Source organism: Streptomyces sp. KR55 (assembly GCF_052245645.1).
GTDB classification, from domain to species: domain Bacteria; phylum Actinomycetota; class Actinomycetes; order Streptomycetales; family Streptomycetaceae; genus Streptomyces; species Streptomyces flavusporus.
The window spans coordinates 1-11,363 of the sequence record NZ_JBQQCE010000325.1 but is presented as its reverse complement, the minus strand read 5'-3'; the positions used below and the strand labels follow the sequence as shown (position 1 = coordinate 11,363).

At 72.6% G+C, this 11,363-nt stretch carries 9 protein-coding genes and 2 pseudogenes; 5 read left to right on the top strand and 6 right to left on the bottom strand.

The annotated features are described in order from the left end of the window. Nucleotides 1–1,989, bottom strand: a pseudogene (locus tag ACTWQJ_RS35610) (cation-translocating P-type ATPase); the annotation flags it as partial. 60 nt (nt 1,990–2,049) lie between these two features. Further along, nucleotides 2,050–2,775, bottom strand: coding sequence for a hypothetical protein (locus ACTWQJ_RS35605; RefSeq protein WP_443310599.1), 726 nt, complete (start codon nt 2,773–2,775; stop codon nt 2,050–2,052). 365 nt (nt 2,776–3,140) lie between these two features. On the opposite strand from ACTWQJ_RS35605, the gene ACTWQJ_RS35600 reads away from it, so the two are divergent. Both ACTWQJ_RS35600 and ACTWQJ_RS35595 read left to right on the top strand, forming a co-directional pair. Further along, nucleotides 3,141–4,118, top strand: a complete 978-nt coding sequence (locus ACTWQJ_RS35600) for a pectate lyase family protein (protein WP_443310598.1) — start codon at nt 3,141–3,143, stop codon at nt 4,116–4,118. Nucleotides 4,119–4,149: 31 nt separating this feature from the next. Further along, nucleotides 4,150–4,932 carry a pectate lyase gene (locus tag ACTWQJ_RS35595; RefSeq protein WP_443310597.1) on the top strand — a complete coding sequence of 261 codons (783 nt, stop codon included), beginning with the start codon at nt 4,150–4,152 and terminating at the stop codon, nt 4,930–4,932. A gap of 80 nt (nt 4,933–5,012) precedes the next feature. On the opposite strand, the gene ACTWQJ_RS35590 is transcribed toward ACTWQJ_RS35595, so the two are convergent. Beyond that, a complete protein-coding gene (locus ACTWQJ_RS35590; RefSeq protein WP_443310595.1) occupies nt 5,013–5,777 on the bottom strand; it encodes a PaaX family transcriptional regulator C-terminal domain-containing protein in 765 nt (254 codons plus the stop codon). 75 nt (nt 5,778–5,852) lie between these two features. On the opposite strand from ACTWQJ_RS35590, the gene ACTWQJ_RS35585 reads away from it, so the two are divergent. Beyond that, a complete protein-coding gene (locus tag ACTWQJ_RS35585) occupies nt 5,853–7,529 on the top strand; it encodes an acyl-CoA dehydrogenase family protein (RefSeq protein WP_443310594.1) in 1,677 nt (558 codons plus the stop codon). Nucleotides 7,530–7,558: 29 nt separating this feature from the next. Here the strand turns inward: ACTWQJ_RS35585 and ACTWQJ_RS35580 are convergent, their stop codons facing one another. Next, complete coding sequence (locus tag ACTWQJ_RS35580) at nt 7,559–8,143, bottom strand: Rv1733c family protein (RefSeq protein WP_443310593.1); 585 nt, start codon at nt 8,141–8,143, stop codon at nt 7,559–7,561. A gap of 203 nt (nt 8,144–8,346) precedes the next feature. Here ACTWQJ_RS35580 and ACTWQJ_RS35575 point away from each other — a divergent pair, with 203 nt between their 5' ends. Beyond that, nucleotides 8,347–9,432 (top strand): WD40/YVTN/BNR-like repeat-containing protein, encoded by a 1,086-nt coding sequence (locus ACTWQJ_RS35575; RefSeq protein WP_443310592.1) that lies wholly within the window; start codon nt 8,347–8,349, stop codon nt 9,430–9,432. Between the two features lie 66 nt (nt 9,433–9,498). On the opposite strand, the pseudogene ACTWQJ_RS35570 reads toward ACTWQJ_RS35575, so the two are convergent. Next, nucleotides 9,499–9,786 (bottom strand): annotated as a pseudogene (locus ACTWQJ_RS35570) (methyltransferase); the annotation flags it as partial. 58 nt (nt 9,787–9,844) lie between these two features. Beyond that, nucleotides 9,845–10,522: a uracil-DNA glycosylase gene (locus ACTWQJ_RS35565; protein ID WP_443310591.1), complete on the bottom strand. Its 678-nt coding sequence runs from the start codon at nt 10,520–10,522 to the stop codon at nt 9,845–9,847. Nucleotides 10,523–10,691: 169 nt separating this feature from the next. Between ACTWQJ_RS35565 and ACTWQJ_RS35560 the strand changes: the two genes are divergently transcribed. After that, nucleotides 10,692–11,363: BadF/BadG/BcrA/BcrD ATPase family protein (locus ACTWQJ_RS35560; RefSeq protein WP_443310590.1), on the top strand; the 672-nt coding region annotated here is incomplete at its 3' end.

Below are 11,363 nucleotides of genomic sequence, written 5' to 3'. Positions count from 1 at the left end.
GTCCACGACGGAGCCGAGGATCGCCGACGCGGCCGAGCCGACCGCCAGGACCGGGGTGAGCGGGTCGTCCAGTTCGCCGCGTACGGCCCGGCCCAGCTGCACCGACCACCGGGCCGGCGCCAGGGCGGGGACGCGGGCGACGGAATCGGCCGCCTTGCGGACGCGGCTCCTCGCCTCCTGCACGGGGGCCGGCCGTCGTTCCGGCCCGTGGTCCAGCCGCTTGCGGACGTCGCTCACCTTCAGAGCGTGCCAGGCCACCCGCGGCCGCGGGTGCGGGGCCCGGGTGGCCGCCACACCGACGGCGGCGCGTGCCCCGCTCAGCAGGGCGACGGCCGCGCCCGCGTCCACGGGTGCGTGGCGCAGGCCGATCAGCGGGGTGCGATGGCCGTTCCCGGACTCCCCGACAGCCACCAGCAGCCCGGACAGGGCGGCACCCGACCGGGCCAGGGTCTGCGAACGCCGGCCGACCTTACGGGCCGCCGGCACCGCGGCGAGCAGCCGCCACACGTCGGCCAGCCCGCCCGGGGCGACGAGGTCCGCACCCCACGCGACGGCCGCGTCCCCGTCGGCGAGCGCGACCGCCACGTCACCGGCGAGCAGCCCGGCCAGGACGTCGGTGTCCGCGGCCGACCTCGGGCGGGCCACCGTCAGGACACCGCCGCGCCCGCGCACCCCGTTCACCACCTCGTCGGCCGGCCGGTCGGCGGCGACGATGTGGTCGGCGAGGGCGGTGAACTCGCCGAGCGCCGGATCGTCCACGACCACGACCCTCAGCCCGGCGCGCCGGGTCGCGTCCAGCACGGCCTCGGCCCACGGGTCGGCGTCGCCCTCGGCCGTGTGCAGGGCACTGGGGTGCAGGAAGACCGTCCGGACCGTCTCCAGTTGCCGCAGCCGTTGCATGTTGCGCACCAGCACCCCGGTGCGGGCGAGCGCACAGCCCAGCACGGCGTGGAAGGAGGCGGGCCCGTAGCGGGCGGCCTTCGGGGAGCCGGCGAGCACCGCTTCGGCCGCCTCGGTGCCGCTGTGCTTGACCAGCAAGGTGACGGCGGCGCCCGCCAGGCCGCCGGCCTCGGCATGGACCGCGTACTCGTGCACCGGTGTGGTCCGCAGCGGCGGGCGCGGGAACCGGTGCGCGGCCACGTCCTGACGCCCGGGCCCGCACACCTGGTCGTGCACCGCGTCGAAGGCGGCCGCGCGGGCCAGTGTCTCGGTGAGCTGGAAGGAGCGCAGAGCCCCGTCGAGCACCAGCGAGATCGGTGTCTGCCCCGCGCCGTGGGCGGCCGCGTTGGCAACCGCCAGCATCAGGTCCATATGGGAGGGGCCGAACCGGGACCGCATCCAGCTGCGGAAGCGGGGATTCTCGCGCAGCAGCGTCACACTCGCGGTCACGAACCGGGGCGAGGCCGGCAACCGGAGTGCCGACCCGGTGACGGCGGCGACGACTCCCACCGCATCGGCCGCGAGCGCCGCGGCAGTGGTCCGCACCTCGCCCAGGTCGCCCGGATGCGCGAACTCCTCCACGTCGTCGTCCGCCGGTACCAGTCCGTGCCGGGCTGCGAGGTCGTTCGCCTTCTCCACCACCCGGTCACTCAGCGCGTCCTCGGTCGCGACGATCACCAGTCGGGCCAGCCCACCGTCCCAGTAGGCGTACGCCACGTCCGGATGCTCCGCCAGCGCCCTGGCCACCCGCCGCGCCGCCTGCGCCGTCTCGGCCGCCCGCCGTTCCGTCTCCGGTCCGGCGAGCCGCAGCGCGAGGTGTGCGCGCCGGCCCGACCGCCAGTGGCGATCGCCGCCCGGCACTGCGGCACGGGCGACCCGCGTCATCCGCACCAGGGCGTCCGCGCTGCGCACCCCGGCCCGTGCGGTTCCGGCCAGGGCGCCCGCCGCCGCGCCCACCGCGGGCGCGGCACCGTTCACCAGCAGCCCGGGCCCGGCCAGTACAACGCCGGAGAGGGCCGCAGCCGAGCCCGTCAGCAGCCCAAGCGCCATCTCATCCCTCAGCTCGTGGTTCCGGGTGGGCCGGGAGCCTGCGCTCCCGGCCCGCGTTCGCTATCCGCCTGCGGTCGCCTTGCGCCGACTGGCAGTCGACGACGCACGGCTGCCGGTCGACGACGTGCGTCCCTTGGTCGCCGTAGTCGTACGCCGGCTGGTGGACGACGTGGACGACGTACGGCTGCCGGCGGCTGCCGACTTCCCACGCGCGGACGTCCCGCTCCGGCTGCCGGACGTCCGCGTGCTCGTCGACGTCGAACGGCTGCCACCGCTTGTCGTACGGCGGGCGGCGGCCGTCTTGGTGCCCTTCGTCGTCTTCTCGGCCTTCTCGGCCTTCTCGGCCTTCTCGGCCTTCTCTTCCGCAGCGCCGTCGTGCTGCGGACGGGGCTGGGTGAGCCAGGCCACGCCGGCGACGGTGACGGCCACGGGCCACTCGACGAGGCCCGCGGCGCCGAGCAGGCCGGCGCCGGTGTACACGGCGATGCGCCGACCGCGCGGCGACACGGTGCCGACCGCGTCCAGTGCGCCTTCGGCCGCCTTGGTCACGGCGTCGGCGCCGGGCACCTTGCGCACCGCGTCGGGCAGCTTGCGCACCGCATCGGCCCCGGGCGCATGGCGCACCGTCTCGGGCGCATGGCGCACCGCGTCGGGCACCTTGCGCACGACCCCGGCACCCGGCATCCTGCGCAGCGTCGAGGCGGCGGCACTCGGCACGGCGCGCAGCGTCGCAGCGGTGGCGCGCAGCGGCTGCGCCGGCTCGGGCGAGGATTTCTGCGCTGTCATGACACTCCACGCCTCCCTGAGAGATCCGCTCTCTTCACCCGCCGTGTTCCCGGGAAACGCGACGTCATCCGCGCGGGAGGGGAAACCCGCGGGACCGGTGTGGCTCGCAGCGGCTGCGCCGGGCTCGTCATAGAAACGCTCCCCCACCATGGTTCCGGCCGCTTCCTGCGCGCTCCCAAGTGTCCGAATGTGTTCTGCGCAAAGCGTTGACTAGAAAGCGCTTGCCCTCTACGTTCCGTTCAGCAGGCTGACCGGTCGACGCCCCCTTGGGCCGGAATCGGCACCCTGCCCGCGCGATGCGTTCAATATGGCGTACGTCATTCACGTACAGGACCGAACAAGCCCTCCCGAAGGGACGCACCCGCATGCGTACAGTCCCCCCACGTACACACGCGCAAAGATCTGCCCTGGTGGCGGCCGCGGCGGCCATCGCAACGGTGGCCGTCGTCACCCTCCCGCAGTCGGCCGGGGCGGCCGAGAGCTCACCGGTCGGGTTCGGCGCCGGGACGACCGGCGGCGGCAGCGCCACGGCGGTGACCGTCTCGACGCTCGACGCCTTCAGGTCGGCCGTGTCCGGCAACGCGGCGAAGGTCGTCCGGGTCAACGGGCTGATCTCGTTGAGCGGTCAGGTCGACATCGGGTCCAACACGACCGTCCTGGGTGTCGGTTCGTCGTCGGGATTCACCGGTGGCGGACTACGGCTGAAGGAGGTCTCCAACGTCGTCGTCCGCAACCTGAACATCAGCAAGCCGGTCGCGCCCGCAGACGGCATCACCGTCCAGGCGTCGACGAAGGTGTGGCTCGACCACAACTCCTTCTCGGCGGACCGCGAGCACGACAAGGACCACTACGACGGCCTGCTGGACATCAACCACGGCTCGGACAACGTCACCGTGTCCTGGAACACCTTCAAGGACCACTTCAAGGGCTCACTCGTCGGCCACAGCGACAACAACGCGTCCGAGGACACCGGGCACCTGAAGGTGACGTACCACCACAACCACTTCAGCAACGTCTACTCGCGCATCCCCAGCCTGCGCTTCGGCACCGGGCACTTCTACAACAACTACGTGGCCGGCGCGGACACCGCCTGCCACTCGCGCATGGGCGCCCAGATGCTCGTGGAGAACAACGTCTTCCGCGACACGAAGATCGCTGTGACCACGAACCGCAGCAGTGACGTGGACGGCTACGCGAATCTGCGCGGCAACGATCTCGGCGGGGCCGCGACCGAGATCTCCCGGGTCGGCACCTTCACCACGCCGCCCTACAGCTACACCGCGGAGTCCGCGGCCGGCGTCGTCGCCTCGGTGACGTCCGGCGCGGGCGCCGGAAAGATCTGACCACCCCCCAACTGGAAGAAGGCATTGGGACATGACTTCACCAGCAAAGCCCCGCGCCCGCCGGCGCGCACTGACCGGCGGGCTGGCCGCGCTCGGTCTCTCGTCTGTCATGATCACGACACTCGGCGTGTCCCCGGCGAGCGCCGCTACCTGGCCGACGCCCAACGGCAGCCAGGGGACGTCCTCCACCATCTCCGTGTCCGGCACCAAGGACTACGGCATGATGCGGTTCTACGGCACCGGAGACCTGGCCGGTGACGGCCAGGAGGAGGGCCAGGACCCGATCTTCAAGCTCGCGGCCGGCGCGACGCTGAAGAACGTCATCATCGGCGCGCCCGGCGCCGACGGCATCCACTGCGAGGGCAACTGCACCCTGCAGAACGTGTGGTGGGAGGACGTCGGCGAGGACGCCGCGACCTTCCGTGGCGGCTCCACCTACAACGTGATCGGTGGTGGCGCCAAGAAGGCCGCCGACAAGGTCTTCCAGCACAACGGGCCCGGCACGGTGAACATCTCCAACTTCGCGGTCAGCGAGTTCAAGACGCTGTACCGCTCGTGCGGCGACTGCTCCACGCAGTACACCCGCAAGGTCAACCTCAGCAACATCGAGGTGACCGGCACCGGATCCACCGCGCGCCTGGTCGGCATCAACGTCAACCGCAACGACGTGGCGACGCTGCGGGGCATCACGATCCTCAACGACGCCGGCCGCAAGGTCATCCCCTGCCAGAAGTACAACAACAACACCGCCGTGGGCACGGGCCCGGACAGCACGAACTGCCTGTACTCCAGCTCGGACATCACCTACAGGTAGCCCTCACCCCCAGGTAGTCCCCACACGGTGAAGGCGGCCGTCCGAAGCGTCCACGCACGGCGCTTCGTACGGCCGCCGCGTCATTCCCGGCGGCCACGCGCGCGTACCACCTCGGTGACCTCCCGCTGGTAGTCCGCGTACACGGTGCGCAACTCGGTGCCCGGCCAGTCGGCGGGGAGGAGTTCGGGGGGCAGGACGGGGTCGGCGAGCAGATGGCGTACCACGGCCGCGAAGGCGGTGAAGCGGTCGGCCGGGCGGTCCGCCCCGGCGGCATGGGCGAGCAGGGCCCGGGCGGTGGCGGACCAGGCATCGAGCGGCCAGAGGTGCGCGGCCAGTTCGCGCGGTGGGCGGTCGTCCGGACGGGCCGTGTAGCGATGGGCCACCTGGTCCAGGTCGTCCGGCAGGGACCGGCGCAGGTTGGCGGGCCGCAGCCAGACGCCCTCGCGGAGTTCGGCGAGCCGGAGGGCGGTCAACCGGCTGCGCAGGTCGGCGCGTTCCGCGGGTCCGCGCCCGGTCGCGGTGATCACGACCATCTCCCAGTCGCCGTCCCACGCGCGCGTGCGTGGATGTACGGCCTCGTCCTGCCGGCGTTGCCGTTCCAGCAGACGTTCGCTGAGCCGGTAGACGCCGCCCGCGCGCCGCAGATCACCGGCGGTCACCATCCGGCTGAGCGCGGCCCGCACCGTGGACCCGCCGACGCCGAAAGGCTGCACGCCGCGCACGAGGTCCCGCACCGGCAGCTCGGGCGGGTGCGAGCCCAGCAGCAGGCTCAGGACGACCGACCTCGCGGACAGCGGGCGCAGCTCGATCCCGCCGGCCTGCTGTGCTGTCACGTTCGCCCGCATGGCCACGTACTGTACGCGGCGGATTTTCATGTTGCATGATTGCTGCGGCTGTAGCCAGAGTGCAACACTTGCCGTATGGCCTCGACACTGGCGCAGGAGCAGCAGCACCCGGGACACGCGACGCACGACGTCACCAACCAGCCACCTCCCCTGACCCCCTACGACGCGTCCGAGGACACGGCCCTGCTCGAAGGGCTGCGCCGAGAGGGCGCCGCGTGGGCCGAGGAGGACATCCGGCGGCTCGGCCGGCGGGCCGGGAGTGCCGAGGCGCAGGAGTGGGGCGAGCAGGCCAACCGGCACGAGCCCGAGCTGCGCACGCACGACCGGTACGGCCATCGCGTCGACGAGGTCGAGTTCCACCCGAGCTGGCACCACCTGATGCGGGTCGCCGTCGCCGAGGGGCTGGCGGGGGCGCCCTGGGCGGAGGAGCGACCCGGCGCCCATGTCGCCCGGACCGCGGGCGGGATGGTGTGGGGGCACACCGAGGCCGGGCACGGCTGTCCGACGTCGATGACGTATGCCGCCGTCCCCGTGCTGCGCCGGCAGCCCGAGCTCGCGAAGGTCTACGAACCCCTGCTGACCAGCCGGGAGTACGACCCGGGTCTGCGCGTGCCGACCGAGAAGCGGGGCCTGCTCGCGGGCATGGGGATGACCGAGAAGCAGGGCGGCTCCGACGTCCGCACGAACACGACGACGGCCACGCCGACCGCCGAGCCCGGCGTGTACACGCTACGCGGGCACAAGTGGTTCACCTCGGCGCCCATGTGCGACGTCTTCCTGGTGCTGGCCCAGGCTCCGGGCGGCCTGTCCTGCTTCTTCGTGCCGCGCGTCCTGCCCGACGGCAGCCGCAACACCTTCCGCATCCAGCGTCTGAAGGACAAGCTGGGCAACCGCTCGAACGCCTCCTCCGAGCCCGAGTTCGACGGGACCGTGGCCTGGCTGGTGGGGCCCGAGGGCCGGGGCGTCAAGACGATCATCGAGATGGTCAACTGCACGCGGCTGGACTGCGTGATGATGTCGGCGACGCTGATGCGCAAGACGCTCGTCGAGGCGGGGCACCATGTGCGGCACCGCAGCGCGTTCGGGGCCCGACTGGTCGACCAGCCGCTGATGCGCAACGTCCTCGCCGACCTCGCGCTGGAGTCCGAGGCCGCCACGACGCTCACGCTACGGCTGGCCGGCGCGGCCGACCGTGCGGTGCGCGGAGACGACGAACAGAGCACGGAGGCGGCGTTCCGCCGGATCGCGACCGCCGTCGGCAAGTACTGGGTGACCAAGCGGGGACCGGCCTTCACCGCGGAGGCCCTGGAGTGCCTGGGCGGCAACGGCTATGTGGAGGACTCGGGCATGCCCCGCCACTACCGTGAGGCGCCCCTGCTGTCGATCTGGGAGGGCTCGGGGAACGTCAACGCCCTCGATGTGCTGCGGGCGTTGAGCCGTGAGCCGGGTACCGCTCAGGCGCTGTTCGACGAGCTCGCCCTGGCGCAGGGCGCGGACGCACGGCTGGACGCGGCCGTGTCCCGCCTGGAGCAGGGGCTGGCCACGGCCTCGCCGGCCGGTGCGCGGCGGCTCGTGGAGCTGATGGCGCTCACCCTGCAGGCCTCGCTGCTGGTCCGGTACGCCCCGCCCGCGGTCGCCGACGCGTTCTGCGCCACACGGCTCGGCGGCGACTGGGGGCATGCGTTCGGCACGCTTCCCGACGCAGCCGACATCGACGCGATCCTGAGCAGGGCGCTGCCCGGCGGGGACTGAGCGTGCCGGTGGGGCGCGTCGCCGCCCCGTCAGCCCGTCCTGCGCCCCCACAGCGGATCGAACCGCGCCCAGTCGAGGTCCCATTGGTCCAGGCGGCGGCGTTCCAGGCGGGCGAGCAGGACGCGTCCGCCGGCGAACGGCACCGTGGCGGCGCTCACCCCCGCGAGGCCGCCGATCAGCGAGGCCCGCACCCGGGCCTGGGACTCGGAGGCGGGCGCGGTCACCAGGCGGCCCCGGCGGTCCGTCCACACGGTGACCGGCGTGCCGACGGAGCTGCCGGGGCGGACCCGGGCCTGGCCGGTGCGCGAGGAACCGTCCGGCGCCGTCCAGCGCACCTCGGCCCACACCCGCTCACCGTTCGACGCGCCGCCTGCCGCGCGGGACGCTCCGGGGACGTCCTCGGTCAGGCTCGCCGTCACGGTTCGCCACTCGGCACGCTCACGAGCGAGCTCCTGTTCCACGGACCGGGCCACCGTCAGACCGGCGAGCACCCCGCCGAGGACGGTGAGCATCCCGGCGCCGAGCAGGACCCAGGCCTCCACCGTGTCGGCACGTCGCTTGAGCGGGTTGCGCCGCCAGCGCCACAGCCGCACCTTCGGACAACGGAACGCCATCGAAGGCTTCCTCCTCGTGAGCGCACGAACATCACCGACCGCCCTCCCATACGGCGAACGGCTCGCCGATGCTCAGCGCGCGACTGCGCGGTGACCGGCGACACCCCGCTGACCTGCGACGAAGCGATTCCGGGGGGGACTGTCAGTGCCGGGGTGCAGACTGGCCGGTATCTGAGACAAGGACGTCGCGGAGGTGATCGGCAATGACCGAGGTACTGCTCGCCGTGGGTACGCGCAAGGGCCTGTTCATCGGGCGTCGGCGCGGTGGCGCCTGGGAGTTCGACGAGAGTCCCTACTTCAACGCACAGGCCGTGTACTCGGTCGCCATCGACACCCGCGGCGCCACCCCGCGGCTACTGGCCGGCGGCGACAGCGCGCACTGGGGGCCGTCGGTGTTCCACTCCGACGACCTGGGCCGGACATGGACCGAACCGGCCCAGCCGGCCGTCAGGTTCCCGAAGGAAACCGGCGCTTCGCTGGAGCGGGTGTGGCAGCTGCACCCGGCGGCCGCGGAGCCGGATGTGGTCTACGCGGGCACGGAACCGGCCGCGCTGTACCGCTCCGAGGACCGCGGGGAGCACTTCGACCTCGTCCGTCCGCTGTGGGAGCACCCCACGCGTTCGCAGTGGGTGCCGGGCGGCGGCGGAGAGGGCCTGCACACCGTGATCACCGACCGACGCGATCCGCAGGCGGTCACGGTCGCCGTGTCGACGGCCGGGGTGTTCCGTACGAAGGACGGCGGCGCCAGCTGGACACCGTCCAACTCCGGGGTCTCCGCCGTGTTCCTGCCGGATCCCGACCCGGAGTTCGGTCAGTGCGTGCACAAGATCGCGCAGGGCGCGTCGACGCCGGACCGGCTGTACCTGCAGAACCACTGGGGGGTGTACCGCAGCGACGACGCGGGTGCGCACTGGACCGACATCGGCAAGGGCCTGCCCTCGACGTTCGGTTTCGCTGCGGCCGCGCATCCCCACCGCGGCGACACCGCGTACGTGTTCCCGATCAACGCGGACGCGGACCGGGTACCCGCCGGCCGGCGCTGCCGGGTCTTCCGCACGGCGGACGCGGGCAGCACGTGGGAGCCGCTCACCGCCGGCCTGCCGCAGGAGGACCACTACGGCACGGTGCTGCGCGACGCCCTGTGCACGGACGACGCGGACCCGGCGGGCGTGTACTTCGGCAACCGGAACGGCGAGTTGTACGCCTCGGCCGACGACGGCGACAGCTGGCGGCAGTTGGCGTCGCATCTGCCGGATGTACTGTGCGTGCGGGCCGCGGTCCTCGAATGAGGCGGATGCGCCGCATGTCGGGGGTTCGGCCTTACCCGAAGGCGAGGCAGTCACCGTGGGGAGTTCGTCCGCGGAGAAGTCGCCGCCGACGAAGCCGAGGCGGTCGGCCACCGGACGTGCCTCGGCGTCCTCACCAACGAGGGGGCCGACCGCCGGCATGTCGAAGACGGTGGCGTGCAGAGCGGGTTCGGCGAGCAGCGCCGCCACCGCGAACGGCTCGGTGGCGCCGCCGACGTCGACGAGGCGCTTCGTCCCGGCCATCCCCGCGAGGGCAGCGAGCTCCTGCGACATGCCGAAGCTGAGGTCCCACATGGCGCGCATGAAGGCCCGCAACGACTCGGCGTCGCAGTACACGTCGTCGACACGAAGGGCCAGGGACCCCACCCCCACGGCGGGAGAGACTGCCGGGCGCCTACGGCAGTCGCCAGTCCACCGGCTGCGCACCCTGCCGCTGCAGCAGATCGTTGGCCCTGCTGAACGGACGCGAGCCGAAGAAACCCCGGTCCGCCGACATCGGCGAGGGATGAGCCGACTCGATCGCCGGGAGATCCCCGAGCAGCGGGCGGAGATTGCGGGCGTCGCGCCCCCACAGGATCGACACCAGCGGTTTTCGCCGCGCAACCAGCGCCCGGATGGCCTGATCCGTGACCTCCTCCCACCCCTTGCCCCTGTGCGCCGCGGGCTTGCGGGGGGCCGTCGTCAACGCTCTGTTGAGCAACAGCACCCCCTGCTCGGTCCACGGCGTCAGATCGCCGTTGGACGGCCTGGGCAGCCCCAAGTCGGAGTGCATCTCCCGGAAGATGTTCTCCAGACTGCCCGGCAAGGAACGCACCTCGGGCGAGACGGCGAAACTCAATCCGATGGCCATCCCCGGCGTGGGGTAGGGATCCTGGCCGACGATCAGGACCCGAACGTCGTCGAAGGGCTGCTGGAAAGCCCGCAGGACGTTCTCCCCGGCCGGAAGGTAGGTCCGGCCGGCCGCTATCTCGGCCCGGAGGAAGTCCCCCATGGCAGCGATGCGTCCGGCCACAGGTTCGAGAGCCTTCGCCCAGCCTGCTTCAACGAGTTCATACAAGGGTCGTGGTGCCACGGCGCGTCACTCTACTGGTACGCACCGCGCCCCGGCACAAGCAGACAAGCCCCACCCATGGACGCCGCTCTCGGCGCTACTCTTCCTCCTCGTCGAGATCGCCGAGATCACCGATATCTTCGAGCCGGTCGAGCAGATCGCGCAGCCGGTCGCCGGGAAGGAGGGGAGCTTGTCGCGTCCAGTGGTCAAGCAAGCCCCGTCGGCTTCCCCGGCGGCTGCGACCTCCGCCTCGGGGCTCTCGCATGAGGCGGGCCGACTCGGCGGGCCGGCAGCCGCTGGGGAATCCGCGTTCCTCGCCGTCGACTCGGGAGGCTCCGGCCTGCGGGCCGTCGTGGGCACCGTCGTGCGAGGGCCGCTCGCCCTGCGGGAGTCGGCGGAGCCGGTCCGCACCGGGGCGCGAGGGATCGACGCCGGGCACTTCATGCAGCAACTCCTACCCATGGTCCAGGAGTTGACGGCCGAGGCCGGAGTCACCGCGCTGGACACGGCTGCCGTCGGCGCGGCGGGCTTCAGCACGCTCGGCGACGATCTGCGTGCCGGACTTCCCCCCGCCCTGCAACGGGAATGCGGGATCCGGACCGTCGCCCTCGCCGCCGACGCCGTCACCGCCTACACAGGCGCCCTGGGCCCCAGGCCCGGAGCGGTGATCGCCGCCGGTACCGGACTCATCGCGATCGGCACGGACCTGACGCGATGGCGTCGCGCGGACGGCTGGGGCCATCTGCTGGGCGACTGCGGCAGCGGAGCCTGGATCGGCCGGGCCGGTCTTGAGGCCGCACTGCGCGCCCACGACGGGCGGGAGGGCGGTTCGGCCCCGCTGCTGGAGTGCGCCGAGGAGATG

Excerpts from the sequence above, each read along its gene's own strand:
- ACTWQJ_RS35595 (WP_443310597.1), top strand. The coding sequence starts at position 4,150 with ATGACTTCACCAGCAAAGCCCCGCGCCCGCCGGCGCGCACTGACCGGC.
- ACTWQJ_RS35580 (WP_443310593.1), bottom strand. The coding sequence starts at position 8,143 with ATGGCGTTCCGTTGTCCGAAGGTGCGGCTGTGGCGCTGGCGGCGCAAC.
- ACTWQJ_RS35575 (WP_443310592.1), top strand. The coding sequence starts at position 8,347 with ATGACCGAGGTACTGCTCGCCGTGGGTACGCGCAAGGGCCTGTTCATC.
- ACTWQJ_RS35605 (WP_443310599.1), bottom strand. The coding sequence starts at position 2,775 with ATGACAGCGCAGAAATCCTCGCCCGAGCCGGCGCAGCCGCTGCGCGCC.
- ACTWQJ_RS35590 (WP_443310595.1), bottom strand. The coding sequence starts at position 5,777 with ATGCGGGCGAACGTGACAGCACAGCAGGCCGGCGGGATCGAGCTGCGC.
- ACTWQJ_RS35585 (WP_443310594.1), top strand. The coding sequence starts at position 5,853 with ATGGCCTCGACACTGGCGCAGGAGCAGCAGCACCCGGGACACGCGACG.
- ACTWQJ_RS35600 (WP_443310598.1), top strand. The coding sequence starts at position 3,141 with ATGCGTACAGTCCCCCCACGTACACACGCGCAAAGATCTGCCCTGGTG.